The sequence below is a fragment of the Sphingobacterium psychroaquaticum genome, from assembly GCF_004421025.1.
GTDB lineage: Bacteria > Bacteroidota > Bacteroidia > Sphingobacteriales > Sphingobacteriaceae > Sphingobacterium > Sphingobacterium psychroaquaticum.
In genome coordinates this window covers 3,284,854-3,306,718 of record NZ_CP038029.1, presented here as the reverse complement: position 1 = coordinate 3,306,718, position 21,865 = coordinate 3,284,854, and the positions used below count along the sequence as shown (strand labels likewise).

Here is a 21,865-nt window from a genome sequence, read left to right as displayed (position 1 = left end):
TAAACCGTTATGTTATTTGTGATTTTTTTCACAGCTTCGCGGTTTAACCTCTTTTTCTTTGCGATTTATTTATCTACTGTTTAATCTGTGCAATAATATTTTTGCTGGCTAAATGTATGGCCAGTGAGATGCAAGCCGTTAAGCACATCACGGTAACCATCGGGTAAGGTGTATCGTTGTGAAAGTAACTCACCAGTCCGGAGGTCAGTGCACCAATTCCCATTTGTATACAACCCAGGAGAGCGGAAGCACTTCCTGCTAAGGCCTTAAAGGGTGATAAGGCGAGAGCCGATGTATTGGGGAAAATAAACCCATGCCCCAACAGGAAAAGAAAGATTAAGCCCAGTAGCGTTGGAAAGTTAAGATTGCCCGAAACTAAGGACAGAACCATAAGAATTCCAATACAGGACTGCCAAATATTTGCAGACCGACTGATCTGGCTGCTATTCCACCTTTTTAAAATTGCCCTATTTATTTGCGTTGCAATGACCATCGCGGAAGCCACAAAGGCGAAAGCGAGACCGTATTGGCTTTGGGTCAAGCCGAAATATTGCTGCATAACAAAGGAGGAACCTGCAAGATAGGCATACATCCCGGAGGAGGCAATGGAACCCACTAGTGCATACAGCAGGAACGTTTGGTTCGTCAATACTTCGGTGAATTTTCCTAAGATTGCTTTAGGGCGAAGTGAAAAACTCGGATCACCGGCATACGATTCGGGCAACAGGAAAATAGTTGCCAATAGAATCAAAAAGCCTATCGTGGCGAGGGAGGCGAAGATATAATGCCAATCAAAATATTGGAGCAATAAGGCACCTGCACTAGGAGCTAAGATAGGTGATATGGCAATAACAAGCATCAGCAAACTGAATACCCGTGCTGCTTCGCGTGGTTCATAGTAATCCTGGATCATTGCACGTGATGCAACCATGCCGGCACAGCTTCCCAAAGCTTGAAGAAAGCGAAGCACAATCAGGTGTTCAATATCGCGCGTGAAGAGACACAGTAAAGTAGTACTGATGTAGATAACCAGTCCGGCCATTAGGGGTTTTTTACGCCCATATTTATCCAACAATGGACCATAGATTAACTGTCCAAATGCAATACCTATAAAGAAGCTGGTGAGGGATAGTTGCACTTTATCGACAGAGGTATTAAAATCCGTAGCAATGGTTTGAAAGGCCGGGAGGTACATATCGATAGAAAAAGGACCTATGGCGGATAAGAAGCCTAGAATAAGTAAGATGATGCCTCGATTTGTTGTTGTTTTCTGCATGTAATTTAAGGGTAAACTAAAAAGGATGTTTTATACGATAGAATAGTATAAAAACAAAGAACCCATCTATATGATGGGCTCTCTGTTTCTTACTTTTGTGCTGTTTTGGGTTTTCTGAACATCAGGAAGAGTCCCACCAACATAAACGGTATGCTGAGTAGTTGTCCCATATTGAAACGCATACCCGCTTCAAAAGCTTCTTGATTTTCTTTAAAAAATTCCAGTCCGAAACGTGCGCCAAACAGCAATACCAAGAAAATACCAAAGAAATATCCTGCTTTTGGTTTCGCATTACGTTGGTACATTGTCCAAAGGATGAGGAAGATAATAAGGTAAGCAAGTGCTTCATACAATTGTGCCGGGTGGCGCGGTAACATATCTACTTTCTCGAAGACTACAGCCCAAGGTACATCGGTTTGTAATCCGATGATTTCAGAGTTGAAAAAGTTTCCTAGACGTACGAAAGCACCAGCAATCGGTACGACAAGTACCAAGCGGTCGGCAATCCAGATAAAATCTGTCTTGGTCTTTTTTGCAAACAACCATAATGCCACTAAAATACCGATAGCACCGCCGTGACTTGCTAAGCCTTGGAATCCGGTCAACTCCCAGCCGTCGGGCCCTTTGCGGAAAGGCAAAATCATCTCCAGCGGGTGTTGTATGTAGTAATCGAATTCGTAGAATAGGCAGTGCCCTAAACGCGCTCCAATTAAGGTGCCTAAAAAGATATAAATACTCAATTGATCAAGGAGTTCCTGGCTTTTTCCTTCCCGTTTAAAGACGCGAAGCATCAGGACGTAAGACACGATAAATGCCGCCAAAAAGCATAGTGCATAATACCGTAGTCCAAAGGAACCTAGTTGAAACAACACTGGGTCGATGTTCCAGTGAATAACATTTAAAGTTGATTGCATATGGTGCTATTATGTGGTAAACTTAGATAAAATTGTATATAAAAGCAATTTTATCTAAGTTTGAAAAGAAGACAAATCAACGATGTTTGCATAATAAATTATATACATGGCAAGTAAAAAAGAGAAGGAAGCGAAGAAGCATTTAACGGTAGTTACCGAGAAGTCGCTTAAGTTTTTTGAAAAATATATTAATAACCCTTCTCCGACAGGGTTTGAATGGCAGGGGCAACGTTTATGGCTGGATTATTTGAAGCCTTACGTTGATGATACATATATCGATAACTATGGTACGGCAATGGGGGTTATCAATCCGGACGCCAAGTACAAAGTGGTTATTGAGGCACATGCGGATGAGATTTCGTGGTTTGTAAATTATATAACCAAGGATGGTTTGATCTATGTAATTCGTAATGGTGGTTCCGATCATCAGATTGCACCTTCGAAGCGCGTGAATATCCATACCGATAAGGGCATGGTCAAAGCTGTTTTCGGATGGCCAGCTATTCATACGCGCTCGGGAGAAAAGGAGGAGGCACCAACATTAAAAAATATATTCCTGGATTGTGGCGCTACTTCCCAAGAAGAAGTGGAGGCTTTAGGGATTCATGTGGGATGTGTGGTGACCTATGAAGATGAATTCATGGTCCTTAACGATCGTTACTACGTGGGGCGTGCATTGGATAACAGAGCCGGCGGTTTTATGATTGCCGAAGTTGCGCGTTTATTGCACGAAAACAAGAAAAAATTACCTTTTGGATTATATATCGTCAATTCGGTGCAAGAAGAGATTGGACTCCGTGGTGCAGAGATGATCGCGCATCATATTAAGCCAAATGTAGCCATCGTGACCGATGTAACACACGATACGCAAACGCCTATGATCAACAAGATTACGCAAGGAGATTTAGCTTGTGGTAAAGGTCCTGTTTTATCGTATGCTCCGGCTGTTCAGATTAATTTGAACAAGTTGTTGATGGAGGTGGCAACGAGCAAGGAAATTCCATTCCAGCGTCAGGCTTCTTCGCGGTATACCGGAACGGATACGGATGCGTTTGCTTATTCCAATGGCGGTGTTCCATCGGCCTTGATATCTCTACCACTTCGTTATATGCATACAACAGTAGAAATGATCCATAAAGAAGACGTAGATAATGTTATCCGACTGATCTACGAAGCTGTCTTGAAAATTGAGGACGGACAAGATTTTAGATCATTTACAAAATAGACACACAATTATTAATTATTAAAGAATAGAGAAGATGGACGTAAATTTCATGGATTTAAACAACAAGGAAGACGAGAATACAGAGAATAACGAATTAAGCATTGAACTGAGTGAAGAGATGGCAGAGGGAACGTATAGCAATTTAGCGATCATTACGCACTCGACCTCTGAATTTGTATTGGATTTTATCCGTATCATGCCAGGAATTCCAAAGGCAAAAGTGAAGTCACGCATTATTTTGACCCCAGAACATGCAAAGCGCCTGTTGGGAGCCTTGCAGGATAATGTAAATAGATTTGAAGCCGGAAACGGACCAATTAAATCCAATGACCCAGCCTTTCCAGTAAATTTTGGATCACCAAAAGGTGATGCATAAACAAAAAGAGGAATGCACATCGCATTCCTCTTTTTGTTTAAATAATGTCCTATTCTTTTATTGAAAATCAAGTGCACTTTTGGGAAACCAATACGCCTTTCGTTTGTTTTACAATAAAAGCGATTATGGATATACAAGTAAGAACCTTAACAGCAGAAGACTATAAAGACCTGAAACGGTCCATGGAGAAAGCGTATGGGAATGAAGCCGGAGAGGTGTGGACACGCGAAAATATAGAAGATATAATTGAGTTGTTTCCGGAGGGACAGCTTTGTGTAGAAGTGAACGGTAAGGTTGTAGCTTGTGCATTATCTCTTATTATCGATTCCAAAAAGACAAATATTTATAAAAAATACCACCAGATTATCGATGATGGTAAATTTACGGTGCACGATGATGACGGAGATATACTCTACGGTATCGAGGTATTTGTGCATCCGGATCATCGTTCGCTACGCTTAGGGCGACGATTGTATGATGCGCGCAAAGAGTTGTGCGAAGAGATGAATCTGAAGAGTATTATCGCCGGTGGACGTATTCCGAACTACCACAACTATGCCGATAAGATGACGCCGCGAACTTATATTGAAAAGGTAAAGCGTAAGGAAATTTACGATCCTACACTAACTTTTCAGCTTTCTAACGACTTTCATGTACATAAGATCCTGAAAAATTATCTACCAGAAGATAAGGAGTCCAATGAGTTTGCAACCTTGCTGATGTGGGATAATATTTACTACGAGCCCGACGCACGTGCCAGCTCAGCTTCCAAGCAAACGATTCGTTTGGGGTTGGTGCAGTGGCAGATGCGTCTCTTTAAGAACGTGGAAGAGTTCTATGATCAGGTTGAGTTTTTTGTTGATGCGGTGAGTGACTATGGTGCTGATTTTATCCTCTTTCCGGAGTTTTTCAATACGCCACTCATGAGTCCCTATAATGATTTACCAGAGCGCCATGCGATGGAGCGGTTGGCGGAGTTAACAAGTGAGATTGTCGCCAAGATGCAGCAGCTTGCGGTGTCTTATAATGTGAATATCATTGCTGGGTCAATGCCGACTATGGAGTACAAGAAGCTGTACAATACATCGTATCTCTGCCATCGGAGTGGTAAATTGGATATGCATAAAAAGTTGCATATTACACCGAACGAGTTTAAGTATTACGGTATGGTCGGAGGAAATGATATCGAAGTATTTGATACGGATTGTGGTCGGGTAGGGCTTCTGATTTGCTATGATGTGGAGTTTCCGGAAGTCGGTCGTATTATGGCAGACCAGGGAATGCAAATTCTGTTTGTTCCCTTTATGACAGATACGCAAAATGGCTATATGCGGGTGCGAATCTGTTCCCAAGCACGTGCTATTGAAAACGAATGCTATGTAGCGATTGCCGGTTGTGTGGGGAACTTGCCGCGGGTAAATAATATGGATATCCAGTATTCCCAATCAGCCGTTTTCACACCGTCAGATTTTGCCTTTCCGAATAATGGGATTAAAGCGGAAGCGACCCCCAATACCGAGATGGTATTGATTGCAGATGTAGACTTATATGCACTTCGCGATTTACATGAATATGGTACGGTGAAAATTTTGAAAGACCGGCGTAAGGACTTGTATCAGGTTGTTAAAGAGTAGAGAGGTGAAGAAGTAAAGAAGTTGAGCGTAAAGTGGTTAATGGGTTAAGGAGTTGTGTAGGGGAGAAGGTGGTTTATCTAATTAAGGAGAAAGACTGCCAAGTCGCTGGCGCGAGCTTGTAGCTCGTGTCCAAACCAAAAGTCTGATCTGCAAACCTGCCTGCGGTAGGCAGGCTCGAACTAGCTATACGATTCTGTCCTCGTTCGGTGGCACGAGGCTACCTGCGATAGACAGCCTCTTTTGTATTTACGGCAAAGGAATTGCCTTCATTCCTTATTCTATTCTGATACTTCAATGTAATCTTCCGCTTTGGGAACTTGTTGAATTTTGGCGTTCCATTCCTCAGGTATGGTCGTCAGTTTACGTTCTACTAAGTCTAACCACGCGCCATCGATAAGAATGGTGGCTGCTTTCACGCCATCGGCTCTGTATATGACGTGGCGGAAAGAAAAACGATGTTTCTTGACATGATACTTGGTCAGCTCCACGGTTACGTAGATCTTATCGTTCAAGCCGATTTCCCGGTGATAGAATAGTTCCTCCCGGAAAAGAATAGGGCCAATGTTTTGTTTAGCGAGTTCGTTGGCAGATAAACCAGATGCACTTAGCATATTGATCCGGGCTTGCGCACCAAAATCAGCATAGGCCGAGTGACGTAAATGACGGTTGGGATCTAACTGTGCCCACAATACCTGACCTTCATAAAAAATATTATTCTTGTCCATTTTCTTAGCTTTTTAACAAGATAAGAAAAAAGTATAACATCTCTTTGCTATGGGGTGAGGCTAGATGGGCGATACCATTTGCATTAGTAAAGCCGTTAACCAACCTGCGTACGTGCCAATGGCGTAGCCGAACACCGCTAACACAACACCGACCGAAACCAAGGAAGGGTGAAAGGCTGCCGCTGTGACGGTCGCCGAAGCAACGCCACCTACGTTCGCCATACTACCAACCGCGAAATAGAAAAATGGAGCCTTGATAATCTTTCCGACAATGAATAAACATAACGCATGGAAGCTAATCCAGATTATACCCACCAGGAACAATCCCGGATTATCAAAAATAGCACGTATGTCCATTTGCATACCAATGGTAACGATCAACATATAAAGGAAGACAGTTCCCAGTTTTGAAGCGCCTGCATGTTCCAATTTTTTTGCACGCGTAAAAGAAAGTCCGATTCCGAAAATCGTAGCAAAAAGTATGATCCAGAAGAATGAGTTTGTCAACGAGAATTTTTCCAAGACAGGGTAGTGCGTCGCTAAATAGCTTGAAACCGGAGTTGCCAAAAGAGAGGCCAGCCCCGTACCTGCAAAGGCCAAGGCTAACATCATAATAATATCTTTTGTCTCTGGAATTCGTGTGTTTTCCTTTGCTTTACTATCCATTCTTTTCATTAGGGCATCCACATCTGAAGCATCTGCTTTAAAGAACGCATCTACTTTCTTTGATTTACTCGCACCAAATAACAATAGCGCCATCCACAGATAAGCGACGAATGCATCGACAGCGATAATGGCAGAAAATAGTTTCGGTGAAGGTTGTAAGATTTCTTTAAGAGCCACTTGATTGGCACTACCACCAACCCAAGAGCCAGCAAGAGCACCAAGACCACGCCATACTTCGTCTGGTCCAGCACCACCTACCACTTGAGGTGCAAAAAGAGAGACAACCCATACCGCTAAAGGTCCACCCAGCATGATGCCGACTGTTCCTGTTATAAACATTAACCCTGCACGTTTGCGCAGATTCCACATTTCCTTTAAATCCAGATTTATAGTAAATAAAATAAGACATGCCGGAAGGAAATAACGACTGCCAACACTAGTGAATGGGGAGTTTTCGCCATCAAAAACATTTAATGTGTTTAATATCCCGGGTAAGAAATAGCATAAAAGGAGGGGAGGTACAACGGATAGAAAGCCTTGAATATATTTGTTTTTGAGATTAGAGATGTAGAAAACCAACCCTAAGACAGCCATCAAAATTCCAAAAACAGCGGCATTGTCCGTGATTAGCGGTGTAACATCTTCGATTCCATTTTGCATAATTTTCGGGTTATTGTTAAATTGCTGGTGAAATTATGCATTAATTTCGGATTGACAATTGTTTTTTTGTTATTCTTGCATAAAGTTGCATCTTCTTTTTAAAGAACCTTAAACTATAACTATGATAAATCGTAGGGATTTTATACGAAATAGCGGCATCGTGTTGGGAACAGCCGCAGTAGGGCAATCAGCCTTTGCAAATCCGACAGCCAACAAAGCAAAAACTATACGTGTGGGCTTGGTGGGCTGTGGAGGCCGTGGAACAGGAGCTGTGTTTCAAGCCTTAGATGCAGATCCAGATGTTCATGTTGTCGCATTGGCCGACGTTTTTCAAGATAATTTAAGCAATGCGCTTTCGGCATTGAACGCTAAATATGGCGATCGTATTGAGGTGACGGAAAAGACTTCTTACCTCGGCTTTGATGCCTATGAAAAACTTATCAAATCGGATGTTGATGTCGTCTTGTTATGTACGCCTCCAAACTTTAGACCGACACATCTTTCTTTAGCGATTAAGGAAGGAAAGCATGTGTTTTGTGAAAAGCCGGTTGCTATTGATATCCCAGGGCTTCATCAAGTTGAAGAGGCCGTTAAGCTTGCCAAACAAAAGAATTTGTCTATCGTAAGCGGGTTCTGTTTTCGGTATTCGTTTCCAAATCGGGAATTAATAAGTCGGATCCATGGAGGAGCTTTAGGCGATATCAAAGCAGTTTCTACATTTCGTCACGGAGGGGAGTTAAGTTACAGAGAGCGCCAACCAGGGTGGAGCGATTTAGAATATCAACTTCGAAACTGGTTTTACTATCAGCGTTATTCGGGTGATATGATCGTAGAACAGACGATCCATAGTATCGATTATATGTCATGGGTGTTAAATAATGAATTACCGGTGAAGGTTACAGCAACCGGTGGACGACAAAGTCGCCCTTGGAATAAATACGGCAATGTTTATGATCACTTTACCGTGGAATACGAGTACGGAAATGGTTTCCGTGGATTCCACTTCGGTCGCCAGCAAAATGGTACGACATCAAGAAATACCGTAGAGGTGATGGGGACTAAAGGGTATGCGAATGTAGCGATCAACAGCAGTTATGAGCTCTTCGGAGAGCAGCCTTGGAAAAACGAGCAACGTTTGAACAATATGTACCAGACGCAGCATGATGAACTTTTTAAGGCGTTGAAAGAAGGCCGAACAGTAAATGATGGCGATTTTATGGTCAATTCAACGTTGTTGGCAATCTGGGGGCGTGCATCTGCTTATTCCGGAAAAACAATTACGCTGGATGAGATCCTAAATTCAAAAGAGCAATTGGGGCCGTCGGTCGATAATTATGAATGGAATATGAAGGCCGATGAATTGCCAATCGCAAGACCGGGTAGCTATAAATTTGTATAATATGGAGCAAATTCGTGTTCTGGTGGTCGGTTGTGGAAACATGGGGGCTTCTCATGCGACGGCATACCACCATGATGCAGGTTTTGAGGTGGTGGGTTTGGTATCGAGAGGAACGAGCAAAGATGTCTTGAATGCGAAGCTAGGAACGAATTATCCGACCTTTGAAGATTATTCGGAAGCACTAGCGCGTGTTCAGCCAGATGCAGTTTGTATTTCCACCTATCCCGATACACATGAGAGCTATGCTATTATGGCTTTTGATGCGGGGGCGCATGTGTTTATCGAAAAACCATTGGCCGATACCGTACTGGGAGCAACGCGTGTGATCGATGCGGCCAAGCGAAGTGGAAAGAAACTTGTGGTCGGTTATATTTTGCGCCATCACCCGTCCTGGATAAAATTTGTTGAGCTCGGGAAAACATTAGGCTCACCGTTGGTATTCCGCATGAACCTGAATCAACAAAGCCAAGGGTACATGTGGGATGTGCATAAAAATCTGATGAATAGCTTAAGTCCAATCGTGGACTGTGGCGTCCATTATATCGATGTGATGTGTCAGATGACGACTGCGAACCCCGTTCAGGTAACGGCTATCGGAGCGCGCTTAACAGACGAAATCCCAGCAGATAACTACAATTATGGGCAGCTACAGATTCGCTTTGATGATGGCTCGGTGGGTTGGTATGAAGCGGGCTGGGGGCCTATGATGAGTGAAACAGCCTTCTTTGTGAAAGATGTTATCGGACCTAAAGGGTCGGTATCTATTGTTGCGAAAGAAGCTTCCGCAGCGGGTAAATCTGATTCAGTTGCGGCCCACACGCAAACAGAATCGATTCGATTGCATCACGCTGCGCTGGATGCGGATAATAAATTTATACGTGCTGATGAGTGGTTTGACCTGACCGATGAACCCGATCATCAAGCCTTGTGCGATCGGGAACAAGCGTTCTTTTTGCACGCCATAAAGCACGATATAGATCTGTCTAAATCAATGGATGATGCGTTGAATAGTCTGCGTATAGCAATTGCGTGCGATGAGTCTGTAAAAACAGGTGCTGTCGTTTCTTTGCGTTAGAAAATATGAATGTTAAATAGCTGTAACCGTAAACTCCGTTCGACGGTTCAGCTGTTTTCCTTCCTCCGTGGTGTTGTCTGCCACAGGTTTGCTTTGACCATATCCTCTTACCGTTAAACGTTCTGCACCTATTCCTTTGGCTTGCAGGTATTCTTTTACCGACTTCGCACGGTTTTCAGATAGTTGTTGATTTCGTTCTATCGTTCCTGTATTATCCGTATGCCCCCCGATTTCAATTTTTATACGTGTGTTTACCTGTAAAAACCGGATGAGCGCCCCTAGGTCAGCATCAGATTGTGGTAATATTTCAAAGCTATTGGTGGCGAAGTAAATATTGTTGAGTTTACTGCTAGAACCGAGTGCAATAGGTTTGAGTTCTATATCTGCGGTAAAAGCTTCATCTGCAAATTCAGCTTTATCTAATGCATATTGTTGCGATTCAAATAAATAACCTTTTTGCTGCACATGGACGGCGTAGTTGTGTCCAATGGGAAGTGTGGCGAGGAATGTACCATCGTCTTGATCGCTTTCATCTTCAAAAACAACCATGTTGCTTTTTGTATTGGTGACACTGATCGTGGCTCGTAATGTTTTCTTTGTATCCGCATCGCGTATAGTGCCTTGGATATAGGCGACCGCTCCTGGCCGAATGGCTTGCGGAAGTTCAAACGTGTAAATATCCAGTTGACCGCTGCTATCCTGTGCTGCTAGGTGTCCTATTTTTCCATTCATACTAACATGGAGCGCTGTTTGGTCGCGAAAGTTGTTGATGGCATTTCCCATGTTAACCGGAATGCTCCATTTGCCATCCTTGTTCAAGGTACTTTTAAAGATATCCTTTCGCCCAAAGCCAGGCCATCCATCCGAAGCAAAGTATAGTGTGCTGTTGTCGGCGTGTATATAGGGAGAGCTTTCGTCGTATTTGCTGTTGATGTTTGGTCCTAAGTTCTCCGGAATATTCCAGGTGCCATCATCTTTACGCGTACTTTTATAGATGTCGTATCCACCGATGCTGCCTTGTCTGTTGCTCACAAAGTAGAGCGTTTTTCCATCGGCCGAAATCGCAGGTTGCGATTCCCATCCCTTGGTATTGATCGGGGCGCCTAAGTTATGCGGCGTACTCCATACGCCATTTTCACGCTTCGAGACGTATATATCACAACTTCCCATTCCATTAGGCCAGTTACAGCCCGTAAAAAAGAGGTATTTCCCGTCGGGAGATATACAATGTGCACCCTCGTTGAAATCGTCGGAATTGATTTTGCCAACGAGCTTCTCCGCGATCGACCATTGCCCATCCTGCAAGTGACTTTCGTAAAAGTTCTCCTGATTGGCTGTTTTACGTGTGAAAATGATGTTTTTGTTGTCAGCCGTCAGCTTGGGGAAGTATTCATCATCATCCGTGTTTATGGCATTGTCAACTTTTACAAGCTTGAAATCAGGTTGTAGGCTCAGGTTGGCCATACTGAAATCACAGTCTCTTATATACTTATCCGTAAGTTCTGTACTGCGGCCTAAACGGGTTTGAATCTCTTTGTATTTCTCTAGATTTGTTTTCGCTGCGCTATACTGACCACTGAAGAGAAGAGCTTCCCCAATTCCGAAATAGGTGAGTGTTGTTAGTTGCGGATCGATGCGTAGCACCTCTTGATATGTGGAGACGGCTTTTTCATAGTGTTCTGTTTTTCGGTAAATATCACCGAGCTGCTGATAGGCCGTCGCGAAGTTTTTGTCTTGCTTGACAGCTTCGAGTAAATGTTTTTGTGCTTGGCTATAATCGTTCGAACGGAGTGCTTTATTGGATTCGATATAATATTCCTGTGCTTTCTTATTTGGAGAAGGCTTTTGCGCAAAAGCAAGTGTAATGGAGCAGAGAAAACTAAGGATAACCGTTCTAACGTATGCCATAAGGAATTCAAAAGTTTACTCAAACTTACCTAATTTTACGTTGTGCCGCAAATGGCTAGACAAGCGCGTTCGGATTTTAGCGGCCGGTCTCCTGTATAATACAACTTGCCCGTAAGGAGCGCGCGAGCTTATATCAGAACGCCTTATGGAATATTGAGATATTTATGCGTTTGCAATGATATTTCCCAACGCGGATTCTCTTTTACATAATCAATAATCAAGGGGGTCATTTCCGCTGATTTGGACCATTCCGGTTGTAAGTATAGTTTGCAATCTTTCCCCACAAAGCGTGCATGCTCTTCTGCCCATTGAAAATCACTTTTATTGAATACGATAACCTTCAGCTCTCCAGCTGCGTTAAGCACATCTGGACGTGGTCCTTTGAATTTTTTTGGCGATAAACAAACCCAGTCCCAAAAGCCAGAAAGAGGATAAGCACCTGATGTTTCCATGAATGTTTGTATTCCCGCTTCCTTAAGTCCTTTTGTTAGGTAATCTAAATTATATAATAGGGGTTCTCCACCAGTAATAACGACCGTTTTTGATGGGTGTTTTTTTGCATTTTCGATAATGGTATCGGCGGGCGTTAAGGGATGAAGGTTGGCATCCCAACTTTCTTTTACATCACACCAATGGCATCCTACATCACAGCCACCAAGACGGATAAAGTACGCTGCCTTTCCCATATGGTATCCTTCACCCTGTATTGTATAGAACTCTTCCATTAAAGGAAGTAAACTGCCATCTTCTGGAACCTGATTCGACATAATCATTTTTCTTTAAAGTCCACAAAGGTACGAAAAATACACGTAGCAATTGCGTATCTCCCGGAGTAGGGCACTTTGTTGATTCGCATCAAAACCATTTGTCGTTTCATTTGTTGTTTATATAGAGGCAATAGCGCATCAAGCATGTTTTTTTTGACGTGTGCGTGAGATTACCTTGTTCATTTTGAGCACCCCAAAGTAACAATCAGATTAAAAAACAAATTACATAGATATGGAAACATCGGCACTTTTAAAAAAGTTGGCAAAGAACAGTGATGACCTTTGTGTCACTATTTCATTAAATACACATCGTACACATCCCGATAGTCAAAAAGATAGTATCACGCTAAAGAATTTTGTGAGCGAGGCGAAGGAACGGATTTTGGCGAAGCACGAAAAACGAGAGGTCGCCAATATCTTGGACCAGCTGGACCTGGTGCAGGACAAGATTGATGTGCGAGAGAACCTAAAGAGTCTGCATGTTTTTATTTCCGAAAATACGAGTGAAATTTTTCGTTCCGACTGGGCCACAAACCAAGAGGGTGTCCATGTATCTCGATCATTTGCCGTGCGACCTTTGGTCAAACAGTTAAGTCGCAAGGTACGTTACCGCATTATGGTATTGTCGCAAAGTGGCGTAAGTTTGTATGACGCTCAAAATGGAGCAATCTTAAAGGAAGTAAAAGATCATGGTTTCCCTTTTGGAGAGAATCGATTTTACAATACTTTTCCAGATAGGAGCAGCGATGCGGGGCACTTGGATGACCTGTTACGCGAGTTTTTAAATCGTATAGATAAGGCATTGAACTCCGTGTATAACAGCAGCGAGAAAGTGCCAACGGTCGTTATCTGCGTGGAAGATAACTACAGTCATTTACTGCAGGTTGCTGATAATCCAAACATCTACTGGGGGTATTCAGCGATTGACTATAACAATGCCGCGGAGCATCAAATTGTCGGTCAAGCTTGGGATTTTGTCAATGAACAACTGGATAACCAAGATGAAAAGGTTGTTTCCGAATTACGTGAAGCGGTGGGTCAAGGAAAAGTGATCACAGACTTGCAGGAAATTTATCAAGCATCCCTGGATGGTCGTGGCGAATTGTTAGTGATTCAAGAGGACTTTATTCAGCCCGCTTCCTTGGACGGTGACCGAGGTCTCAATTTGGAAGATTCTGGTGAAGGGGTTGGGGTATTTGATGATATTACCAGCGTTATCGCGTTTGAAGTATTGGAAAAAGGAGGGGAGTGCTACTTCGCGAAATCTATTGACGATACGGATTTAAGTCCTATAGCACTAAAGGTTAGGTATTAGTTTAGGAGTTGATAGATCGTAGTTGGTCGTTGATAGATCGTAGTTTGTAGAGAGTTGTCCGTAGTTGGTAGAGCCGCAAGATTTAGTTGTGCTGTGCTCTTCGGGGTTCGTGACGAATTGTTGGTCGTTCATAATTGATGGATGGTAGTTAAAAGACCCTCGTTCTTAGATGTCTTCGAAGTCGACATGACGAAAGAAAGAACGTAGCCATCACCCTGACTTCGAAAGTGTCTATCCGTCTGCTCGTTTTTGCATCTCGATGTTTCTACTGGCTTAACAAGACTTAAATAAAAAAAGGTGGGTTTTTCAAAAACCCACCTTTTTTTATGCTGTTATAAATCTATCGAGATCTTTTGCATTCTTTACTTTACTTTTCAAGAGTGCTAAGTCAATAACTTCAGACATCTTCGTTACGTAATGGAATTTGAGATCCTTTACATAATCTTCTTTGATTTCTAAGATATCCTTTTCATTGGCTTTGCTTAAGATAATCTCTTTTATATTCGCTCTTTTCGCCGCCAAGATTTTCTCTTTGATTCCACCTACCGGAAGAACACGGCCACGCAGCGTAATCTCGCCTGTCATCGCCAACTTTTCCTTTACCTTCCTTTGGGTGAAGAGCGAGGTAAGTGCCGTAAGCATGGTAATACCTGCTGAAGGACCGTCCTTTGGTGTTGCTCCTGCTGGCACGTGAATGTTAACATCCCAGTGGTCAAAGATCTTGTAGTTAATACCAAACTCTTCAGCATGTGCACGTAAGTAAGCCATCGCAATTGCTGCCGATTCTTTCATGACATCTCCCAAGTTACCTGTTAGGCTTAATTTACCTTTACCCGGGCTAAGGCTCGATTCTATGAAGAGGATATCGCCACCGACCGAGGTCCACGCTAAACCGGTTACAACACCAGCAATCTCATTGTCTTCATATAGGTCTTTATCGAATATCGGAGCACCCAAGATATCTTCGATCAGTGGGGCATCTACCTTTGGATTGTATGGTTTTTCCATCACGATACGGGTGGCAACACCACGCACGACCGAACCAATTTTTTTCTCCAATCCACGGACACCTGATTCACGGGTATATTCTTCGATTATTTTTTCAATAACCTTATTGTTCAACATTACTTCTTTCTTCCCAACGCCATGGATCTCCAATTGCTTTGGCAAAAGGTGTTTCTTAGCGATTTCGATCTTCTCTTCAATGGTATATCCATTTACCTCAATGATTTCCATACGATCGAGTAAAGCCGGTTGGATGGTGTTCAAGGAGTTGGCCGTTGCGATAAAAAGAACTTTTGACAAATCGTACTCCATTTCCACGTAGTGGTCATAGAAGTGTGTGTTTTGTTCTGGATCCAATACCTCAATTAATGCCGATGAAGGGTCACCTTTAAAGTCAGAACCTATTTTATCAATCTCATCCAATACAAAAACAGGATTAGAAGCAGCCGCTTTTTTCAGTGACTGTATAATGCGTCCTGGCATGGCGCCAATATAGGTTTTACGGTGACCGCGGATCTCTGCTTCATCGCGTACACCACCCAGTGCCATACGTGTATATTTACGTCCTAATGCCCGTGCAATAGATTTACCAAGCGATGTTTTACCCACACCTGGAGGCCCTACTAAACACAGGATAGGGGCTTTCATGTCATTCTTTAGCTTCAATACTGCAAGGTACTCCACAATACGCTGCTTTACTTTCTCCAGCCCATAGTGATCCTTATCCAAAACTTTAACGGCTCTGTTGAGGTCGAAATTGTCTTTGGTATATTCCCCCCAAGGTAAATCCAATAATACCTCCAGGTAGTTGATCTGTACCGAATAGTCTGCCGCCGCGGGATTGATGCGTGCTAGTTTCTCCAGCTCTTTTTCAAAATGCTTTTGTACATCTTTCGACCATTTTTTTGTTTTGGCACGTTTTTCCAGATCTTGAATCTCTAGATCGGGTGTGTTGCCACCTAATTCTTCTTGGATAGTTTTCAGCTGTTGATTTAAAAAATAATCACGTTGCTGTTTGTCCAGATCGATACGTACTTTATTTTGAATCTGATTTTTGAGCTCCAGCATCTGGATTTCTGTGGTCAGATGCTCCAATAAGTTTTTAGCACGTTTAACAAAATCTTTGGTCTCCAGGAGCTGTTGTTTTTGATCTGTTTCTAACGATAAATTCGAAGAAATAAAGTTGACCAAGAACGTCGGGCTCTCAATATTTTTGATTGCTAATCCTGCTTCACTAGGCAGGTTAGGGGATAGCTGAATAATTTGTAAAGCTAATTCACGAATGGAAGAGATTAAGGCTTTGAATTCCTTACTCGAGACTTTCGGTTTGTCTTCTTGAACGCGCTCCACCTTTGCTTTTAGGTAAGGTGTCGTTGCGACCATCTCCGTGATTTTAAAACGTTGCTTTCCTTGGATAATCACAGTTGTGTTTCCATCGGGCATTTGCAACACCTTGATGATATGTGCCACGGTACCAATTTTATGGAGTTGCTCCAAGGTTGGTTCTTCAATGTTCATATCCTTCTGCGAAACAACGCCGATGGTTTTATCACCTTTGTACGCCTCTTTAACAAGTTTTATGGATTTGTCCCTTCCAACGGTGATTGGAATAACAACACCGGGGAAAAGGACGGTATTACGAAGGGGGAGTATGGGTAATATTTCGGGGATATCAGCTTTGCTCATTTCCTCCTCATCCTGTGAACTTAACAGCGGAAAAAATTCCGTGTCTTCATTAATGACAGAAAGTACTTGGTTGATATCGAATGTGTCGTTTTTGTTCATATATATGTGCCTTCACCCGACAAGATGTCAGATTTATAGATAATTTTTATGTTAATGAATTATTTATCCTATAATTGCAAGAGAGATGCCAACTTTTAAAAAGAACGGTATTTGTATAGTTATATGTAATAATCTGTTATATCGGCAGGGTTATTGGATAACAATATGACAACATGTGTCGTTATAAATGTTGAAATGTTTATAACTTCGCTTTGGAGGCTTCCGTGAATAATCGGAGCTTTATGGAGAGTAGTCATATCGAAGAAAAACAATTAAAAAGAGTATAAAAGAAAGGATTTATGAAACGTATTTTTTTAAGTAACCAATGGAAAGCTGTGAAGTTAGGTTTGGCTTCAGCAGCCCTTGCTTTGTTTGCCTTAACAGCACAAGCGCAAGAGCAACATAGTAATGCTAATGTTCGTTTAGGCCAAAAGGCTCTTCTTGATGGAGACTTTAAATCGGCTGCGGCGCACTTGGAAAAGGCCCTGCCAACAGAGGCTAAAGATCCTGATGTTCAGTATTTGTTGGGCTATTCACAATTTCAAAATGGCGATTTCAACAAAGCTGTTGAAACGTTCAAAAAAGTTATTGCATTAGATAGTAAAAATACGTCAGCTTACTATTATAAAGCTAAAGCTAACAATAACTTGGCGGTAACGAATGAAAGTAAATTGGCTAACGCGGCGAAAGAGCAATTATTGAAGTCTGCGATTGAAGACTACACCAAGGCGATTTCTATTTCGGCGAACGATGCTAAATTTTACCAAAACAGAGCGGTAGCTTACCGTGATCTAGGTATCTTGGTAGGAACAGCTGGAACTCCAAATTACAATAAAGCGGCAGCTACAGATGCATACAACAAAGCGGTAGCAGATTACGAAAAAGTATTGACTTACGATTCTTCTCGTAAGGATATCCAAACAGAAGTTAAGAAAGCGAAAGTATATCGCGATAACTTAAAGTAAGGGACATAAAAAAGCGGGATCTAGTAAGATCCCGCTTTTTTTATAAAGTAGATTGAACGCTAGAATACGATACGTTCCCCTACGTTCAAACCATTATTTTTTGCAAATGCACCACAAAGGTGGAACAATAATCGAGCACCCACATTGCCATCCCATTCATCGGTTTCACCTGGGGCCACTTCGACTAAATCCACACCGATAATTTCCCGATCGGAAATAGCTAATTTATTCAGCATGTACGTCACTTGTTCATAGGATAAACCACCTGGAACCGGTGTTCCTGTATTTGGACAGTACCAACGGTATAACGCATCGATATCAAAACTGATCGCTACTTTTTTCGGCAAAAGACCAATCATTTCATCCACCTGTTGCCGCCATGTTTTTCCTTCAAATTGCGCTGTTTTTAGATCAGCATCCGTAAATACTTTTACTTTACCCGAGGCACGAACGACATCTACTTCCTGCTCACAGAAGTCACGAATTCCGACCTGCAACAGGTTTGTAATCTCTGGTAACTGTATAGCATTGTACATAATTGAGGCATGTGAAAAGGTAAACCCTTCATAGGCGATGCGCAAGTCCATGTGTGCATCAAAATGAAGAATACCAAAGCTATCGTGCTGTTCAGCTAGTGCCTGATAGTAGCCGTATGGTGTGGAGTGATCGCCGCCCAATAAAACCACTTTCTTGCCTTGAGAAGCCCAGTAAAGTACGCGTTCTTTCAACTCTGCATTTAGCTGTGCTGAAGCGGCATTAATTTTATCTAGATCAGCTTGTAAGTTGGGATGATCGGCAATATCTTCGCCTTCTTCTAAGGCTGCGATAATGGGCTGCGCCAAAGCTTTATATTTTTCACTATTTGTCTTCCACGATGCAGGTGCCTCATCCATGAACATACCAAGCTTCCACAATTCAGGGAACTCTTGGTGCAGAAGGTCTACTTGGAAAGAGGCATCCATAACGGCATCCGGCCCATCAGCCGCACCTGCTCCATAGCTAACAGTTACTTCCCACGGCACAGGAATAATAATGAATTCACTTTCTTCCGCTGTAAAAGGCAGACCAAAAATACTTGCATCCGCTAAACCCGGTTGTGAAGGGTCAAAATTTGCTATTTTCTGTTCTTTTGTCGACATATTCTCTATTGCGTAATTTCAAAAGGCAAAGATAAGAAGAACGTATAACATTCATTTAGCTTGTATACTATTTCTTGTACTTGTCGTGCAGCCCTTTGCCCTGTAAGACCAGAGGGATTATTTTTTCGATCCGTGTAATCTTCGTTTTCTCTTGTTTGGCATCGGCGATATATTCCATGTATTCACGCTGCTTGCCTGGCGTTAGTTTGGTGAAGGCAGCGTCTAATTTCGCGTCGTTTGCTAGCGTTTCTTTAAGGATGCCATCCAGCGTAAGGGGCGTTGATTTTTCTGCTTTGAGCTCCTTGCCGTCGATTACCGTTTGAATAGCTTCTTCTATGTATGATTTAACGAGTTTCGGATCAATATCGTCAGCCGAAGTAAAACGCCACTGGCGCAGCGATTTTGTTTTTCCTTCCGAAGCGGAAACTAAAACCTGTTGTGGATCGCTGAGGAATACACCGTTGTGAAACCATATTGCGAAGTGATTTTTGAAACCTGAAAAAGCGACGACATTCTTTCCTTGATAGGTGTATATATCGCCACCCCATTTAAACTCCTTGGTGAGCGGAAGTTCATGGATTATTTGTGCGACCTTTTCTGTCGCTTCCGCCCATTGGCTGTTGTATTTTTTCCAATCGGGAGCTTCTTTATCGTGTAGGCGATCTATGTTGTAGTGGACGATGTCCTGGATCAATTTTTTAGGAAGTGGCTTATCCAACGGTAACTGAATAGCACCTTTTGAAGTTTTGTAGGCCGTCAATTGATCCGCGAAATGGACAATAGCCGCTGGCCCGGGATATAAACCTAGGTGATTTTTAGACATCGCAAAATGAATCAAGTTCCCATTATATCGAAAGGTAGGCATCTGGTAATTGATTGTTTCTGTTGCTTCCGGTGCTGCGCTTGCTATTATTTCCCTAAGCGTAATAAGGAGCTCTTTTTTCTCCCCATCGAAAAGTGAAATATAATCGGCTATGGTGGTAAATGAGTTCGACATCTTTGGATGAAATTAAGCGTATACAGGTTTTTTTATTGTTTAATGCGTTGATATTTTTCACTGATATAATCCAGTGTATATTGCATCAAATTTAACAATTGGTCTTCCTTGATATCGGCTAGTTTTTTGATATAGATACAGGCTTTGCTGATTTTGTATTTGCCCAGGTTTTCCAAAAGATGGGCTGCTTCTTCGCATCCGGTATGGACGTAAAGGGAGAACGCTGCTTTTCGCGGTGAAAAGCCTAAGATTGGTGCGTCGCCTTCGTGACCACTTGCATATTTGTAATGATATTGTCCGAATCCAATGATGCTAGGGCCAAACATACGGGCATCTTCACCGGTTACTTGCTTCATCAGCTCGATCAAGCGATAACTATCCGCTTTTTTCTGCTCCTCTGTAAGCTGTTCAATATAGTCGACTACAGATTGGTCTGTAAAAAATGTTTTTACTTCTGCCATAATGTGACACGTAATATAATCTTAAACTAACGGAGGATAATCTTAATTGTTGCCGTAGATTCGTTCTACATATGCTTTAAAATTATTCAAGATCGCTTGCCAGCCATCACGTTGCATCTCGATTGGGTTCGTCTGTTCTGGATCAAAAAGCACGACAATATCGGTGTGGTCGTCCTGAGCAAGAAAATTAATTTCCGCATGGCGACCGTCTCCCATCTTGTATGCAATCTTTCGGAAGGGCTCCAGCTTGGTGTATTCCCCTTCAAAATCAAACCCGAAGCTACCATCTTTAGCTTCCATCCGGTAATTGAATTTACCACCGATGCGTAGATCATTCGTAGCAGCGGTACAATGCCAGTCATCCGAAGCATGATTCCATTGTTGAACATCCTCGGCAGAGGTGTATGCATTCCATACGGTTTCTACCCGAACATGGATCACACTGGTTATCTTTATCTGTTCCATAACGTATCGTTAACTTTAAAGCAAGTTACGACAAAATTTTCGATAGATATTCTATGTTTTTTTATGGATTGGAAATTTTTAAAAAGATTCCGTTACGAGCTCCATATTAACCATAGCTCCAGCGGTGCTTCCTGTGGAAACAGCCAATGCGACCGAACGCATTGGCGAGGAGTTATCGCCGCACGCATATACGCCTGGTACGCTTGTTTTCTGCATAAAATCAACCTTGATATGTCCTGCATCGGTAAGTGTGCATCCTAGAGCGTCTGCGACACCTCCTTGTTGCGTAAAAGGTATGACTGCATAGAGGGCTTGGAGGGGCATGAAAACTCCAGTATCGAGGGTGATACCATCGATTATACCTTCCTTTTCGGATATGGAGATGATACGTTCTTCGTGGACCAAAATACCCGCTTTTGTCAGCTTCGTACGCTGCTCAGCTGTAAATTCAGCTTCTCCATTGGTGAAGAGCTGCAAGTCTTTACTTAAGTTATGCACTAAACCGGCGAGGTGCAAGGCGCGATCTCCATGGGCTAGGATTCCTGTCTTCTGGTCTTTAAACTCATAGCCGTGGCAATAAGGGCAGTGGATTACTGTTTTACCCCACGCATTTGCCAAGCCCGGAATATCGGGAAGATTATCTTTAATACCGTTTGCAAGAATTAGTTTCTTGGCAGTGAAGGCTTCTCCCGTTGCGGTTTCTACGACAAAGAAGCTATCGACTTGGGTTACGGTATTGGCTGTTCCTTCCACAAAGTGAACCGTATCGTATTGGTGAACCTGTTCGCGTGCGCGTTGCGCAATCTCGGCCGGAGCCTTTCCATCCTGCGTTAAGAAATTGTGGGAGTGTGGGGTGAATCTATTGCAAGGCAGACCACTATCGATAATCAGTACTTGCCGGCGCGAACGCCCAAGTGACATAGCGGCGGATAGGCCCGCATAACTTCCTCCAATAATAATGACGTCAAATGGTGCGTAAGGTATCATAGTGCTCTTAATTTGTTGAAACAAAACTAAGAGGTTAAATTTTTAGTTGCAACATTGTTGCGTCATTAATCTGTCAGACTATTTAATATAGGGTTATGGTTCTCTGAACTACAGCCTACGA

19 protein-coding genes are annotated in these 21,865 nt (G+C 42.6%); 7 read left to right on the top strand and 12 right to left on the bottom strand.

Features of this window, described 5'->3' with window-relative positions; genetic code table 11:
* Window positions 1-73: 73 nt before the first annotated feature.
* On the bottom strand, window positions 74-1,276 hold the full coding sequence (locus E2P86_RS13620; RefSeq protein WP_134433544.1) for a multidrug effflux MFS transporter: 1,203 nt from the start codon (window positions 1,274-1,276) through the stop codon (window positions 74-76).
* Between the two features lie 89 nt (window positions 1,277-1,365).
* Window positions 1,366-2,190, bottom strand: coding sequence for a prolipoprotein diacylglyceryl transferase (lgt, locus tag E2P86_RS13615; RefSeq protein ID WP_085471048.1), 825 nt, complete (start codon window positions 2,188-2,190; stop codon window positions 1,366-1,368).
* Between the two features lie 106 nt (window positions 2,191-2,296).
* On the opposite strand from lgt, the gene E2P86_RS13610 reads away from it, so the two are divergent.
* The 3 genes from E2P86_RS13610 (at window position 2,297) to E2P86_RS13600 (ending at window position 5,425) form a co-directional block, all read left to right on the top strand.
* Window positions 2,297-3,415, top strand: coding sequence for a M42 family metallopeptidase (locus tag E2P86_RS13610; protein WP_134433543.1), 1,119 nt, complete (start codon window positions 2,297-2,299; stop codon window positions 3,413-3,415).
* A gap of 34 nt (window positions 3,416-3,449) precedes the next feature.
* Entirely contained in the window at window positions 3,450-3,791 is a 342-nt protein-coding gene (locus tag E2P86_RS13605) for a DUF3467 domain-containing protein (protein ID WP_234991029.1), read from the top strand.
* 125 nt (window positions 3,792-3,916) lie between these two features.
* Entirely contained in the window at window positions 3,917-5,425 is a 1,509-nt protein-coding gene (locus tag E2P86_RS13600) for a bifunctional GNAT family N-acetyltransferase/carbon-nitrogen hydrolase family protein (protein WP_085471938.1), read from the top strand.
* A gap of 278 nt (window positions 5,426-5,703) precedes the next feature.
* On the opposite strand, the gene E2P86_RS13595 is transcribed toward E2P86_RS13600, so the two are convergent.
* Together E2P86_RS13595 and E2P86_RS13590 are read right to left on the bottom strand one after the other, a co-directional pair.
* The gene (locus E2P86_RS13595; protein ID WP_200811720.1) at window positions 5,704-6,150 is read right to left on the bottom strand and encodes an acyl-CoA thioesterase; all 447 of its coding nucleotides are present in this window, start codon (window positions 6,148-6,150) and stop codon (window positions 5,704-5,706) included.
* Window positions 6,151-6,210: 60 nt separating this feature from the next.
* Window positions 6,211-7,476, bottom strand: a complete 1,266-nt coding sequence (locus E2P86_RS13590; protein ID WP_134433542.1) for a DUF819 family protein — start codon at window positions 7,474-7,476, stop codon at window positions 6,211-6,213.
* 121 nt (window positions 7,477-7,597) lie between these two features.
* Here E2P86_RS13590 and E2P86_RS13585 point away from each other — a divergent pair, with 121 nt between their 5' ends.
* Window positions 7,598-8,875, top strand: a complete 1,278-nt coding sequence (locus tag E2P86_RS13585) for a Gfo/Idh/MocA family protein (RefSeq protein ID WP_240775511.1) — start codon at window positions 7,598-7,600, stop codon at window positions 8,873-8,875.
* A 1-nt stretch (window position 8,876) separates the two neighbouring features.
* Entirely contained in the window at window positions 8,877-9,950 is a 1,074-nt protein-coding gene (locus E2P86_RS13580; protein WP_134433540.1) for a Gfo/Idh/MocA family protein, read from the top strand.
* 12 nt (window positions 9,951-9,962) lie between these two features.
* Here E2P86_RS13580 and E2P86_RS13575 read toward each other — a convergent pair whose 3' ends face one another.
* Window positions 9,963-11,858 carry an OmpA family protein gene (locus E2P86_RS13575; protein ID WP_134433539.1) on the bottom strand — a complete coding sequence of 632 codons (1,896 nt, stop codon included), beginning with the start codon at window positions 11,856-11,858 and terminating at the stop codon, window positions 9,963-9,965.
* A 143-nt stretch (window positions 11,859-12,001) separates the two neighbouring features.
* Window positions 12,002-12,625 carry a 7-carboxy-7-deazaguanine synthase QueE gene (locus tag E2P86_RS13570; RefSeq protein WP_134433538.1) on the bottom strand — a complete coding sequence of 208 codons (624 nt, stop codon included), beginning with the start codon at window positions 12,623-12,625 and terminating at the stop codon, window positions 12,002-12,004.
* Between the two features lie 232 nt (window positions 12,626-12,857).
* Between E2P86_RS13570 and E2P86_RS13565 the strand changes: the two genes are divergently transcribed.
* Window positions 12,858-13,940 (top strand): baeRF3 domain-containing protein, encoded by a 1,083-nt coding sequence (locus tag E2P86_RS13565; protein WP_134433537.1) that lies wholly within the window; start codon window positions 12,858-12,860, stop codon window positions 13,938-13,940.
* Between the two features lie 324 nt (window positions 13,941-14,264).
* Here the strand turns inward: E2P86_RS13565 and lon are convergent, their stop codons facing one another.
* Window positions 14,265-16,730 carry an endopeptidase La gene (gene lon / locus E2P86_RS13560; protein ID WP_134433536.1) on the bottom strand — a complete coding sequence of 822 codons (2,466 nt, stop codon included), beginning with the start codon at window positions 16,728-16,730 and terminating at the stop codon, window positions 14,265-14,267.
* Window positions 16,731-17,029: 299 nt separating this feature from the next.
* On the opposite strand from lon, the gene E2P86_RS13555 reads away from it, so the two are divergent.
* Complete coding sequence (locus E2P86_RS13555; RefSeq protein ID WP_134433535.1) at window positions 17,030-17,695, top strand: tetratricopeptide repeat protein; 666 nt, start codon at window positions 17,030-17,032, stop codon at window positions 17,693-17,695.
* Window positions 17,696-17,754: 59 nt separating this feature from the next.
* Here E2P86_RS13555 and E2P86_RS13550 read toward each other — a convergent pair whose 3' ends face one another.
* From E2P86_RS13550 to E2P86_RS13530, 5 genes are all read right to left on the bottom strand, one after another.
* Complete coding sequence (locus E2P86_RS13550) at window positions 17,755-18,834, bottom strand: agmatinase family protein (RefSeq protein WP_134433534.1); 1,080 nt, start codon at window positions 18,832-18,834, stop codon at window positions 17,755-17,757.
* Between the two features lie 67 nt (window positions 18,835-18,901).
* Window positions 18,902-19,831: a DUF1801 domain-containing protein gene (locus tag E2P86_RS18245; protein ID WP_134433533.1), complete on the bottom strand. Its 930-nt coding sequence runs from the start codon at window positions 19,829-19,831 to the stop codon at window positions 18,902-18,904.
* A gap of 32 nt (window positions 19,832-19,863) precedes the next feature.
* The gene (locus tag E2P86_RS13540; protein WP_134433532.1) at window positions 19,864-20,292 is read right to left on the bottom strand and encodes a DUF1801 domain-containing protein; all 429 of its coding nucleotides are present in this window, start codon (window positions 20,290-20,292) and stop codon (window positions 19,864-19,866) included.
* Between the two features lie 42 nt (window positions 20,293-20,334).
* Complete coding sequence (locus E2P86_RS13535; RefSeq protein WP_134433531.1) at window positions 20,335-20,757, bottom strand: SRPBCC family protein; 423 nt, start codon at window positions 20,755-20,757, stop codon at window positions 20,335-20,337.
* Window positions 20,758-20,835: 78 nt separating this feature from the next.
* Complete coding sequence (locus E2P86_RS13530; RefSeq protein WP_166785206.1) at window positions 20,836-21,744, bottom strand: NAD(P)/FAD-dependent oxidoreductase; 909 nt, start codon at window positions 21,742-21,744, stop codon at window positions 20,836-20,838.
* Window positions 21,745-21,865 lie beyond the last annotated feature (121 nt).

Bases quoted from the DNA above. Each gene is read 5' to 3' on its own strand.
- E2P86_RS13570 (WP_134433538.1), bottom strand. From the start codon at position 12,625: ATGTCGAATCAGGTTCCAGAAGATGGCAGTTTACTTCCTTTAATGGAA.
- E2P86_RS13600 (WP_085471938.1), top strand. From the start codon at position 3,917: ATGGATATACAAGTAAGAACCTTAACAGCAGAAGACTATAAAGACCTG.
- E2P86_RS13540 (WP_134433532.1), bottom strand. From the start codon at position 20,292: ATGGCAGAAGTAAAAACATTTTTTACAGACCAATCTGTAGTCGACTAT.
- E2P86_RS13585 (WP_240775511.1), top strand. From the start codon at position 7,598: ATGATAAATCGTAGGGATTTTATACGAAATAGCGGCATCGTGTTGGGA.
- E2P86_RS13580 (WP_134433540.1), top strand. From the start codon at position 8,877: ATGGAGCAAATTCGTGTTCTGGTGGTCGGTTGTGGAAACATGGGGGCT.
- E2P86_RS13610 (WP_134433543.1), top strand. From the start codon at position 2,297: ATGGCAAGTAAAAAAGAGAAGGAAGCGAAGAAGCATTTAACGGTAGTT.
- E2P86_RS13605 (WP_234991029.1), top strand. From the start codon at position 3,450: ATGGACGTAAATTTCATGGATTTAAACAACAAGGAAGACGAGAATACA.
- E2P86_RS13565 (WP_134433537.1), top strand. From the start codon at position 12,858: ATGGAAACATCGGCACTTTTAAAAAAGTTGGCAAAGAACAGTGATGAC.
- lgt (WP_085471048.1), bottom strand. From the start codon at position 2,190: ATGCAATCAACTTTAAATGTTATTCACTGGAACATCGACCCAGTGTTG.
- E2P86_RS13550 (WP_134433534.1), bottom strand. From the start codon at position 18,834: ATGTCGACAAAAGAACAGAAAATAGCAAATTTTGACCCTTCACAACCG.
- E2P86_RS13575 (WP_134433539.1), bottom strand. From the start codon at position 11,858: ATGGCATACGTTAGAACGGTTATCCTTAGTTTTCTCTGCTCCATTACA.
- E2P86_RS13620 (WP_134433544.1), bottom strand. From the start codon at position 1,276: ATGCAGAAAACAACAACAAATCGAGGCATCATCTTACTTATTCTAGGC.
- lon (WP_134433536.1), bottom strand. From the start codon at position 16,730: ATGAACAAAAACGACACATTCGATATCAACCAAGTACTTTCTGTCATT.
- E2P86_RS13535 (WP_134433531.1), bottom strand. From the start codon at position 20,757: ATGGAACAGATAAAGATAACCAGTGTGATCCATGTTCGGGTAGAAACC.
- E2P86_RS18245 (WP_134433533.1), bottom strand. From the start codon at position 19,831: ATGTCGAACTCATTTACCACCATAGCCGATTATATTTCACTTTTCGAT.
- E2P86_RS13530 (WP_166785206.1), bottom strand. From the start codon at position 21,744: ATGATACCTTACGCACCATTTGACGTCATTATTATTGGAGGAAGTTAT.
- E2P86_RS13555 (WP_134433535.1), top strand. From the start codon at position 17,030: ATGAAACGTATTTTTTTAAGTAACCAATGGAAAGCTGTGAAGTTAGGT.
- E2P86_RS13595 (WP_200811720.1), bottom strand. From the start codon at position 6,150: ATGGACAAGAATAATATTTTTTATGAAGGTCAGGTATTGTGGGCACAG.
- E2P86_RS13590 (WP_134433542.1), bottom strand. From the start codon at position 7,476: ATGCAAAATGGAATCGAAGATGTTACACCGCTAATCACGGACAATGCC.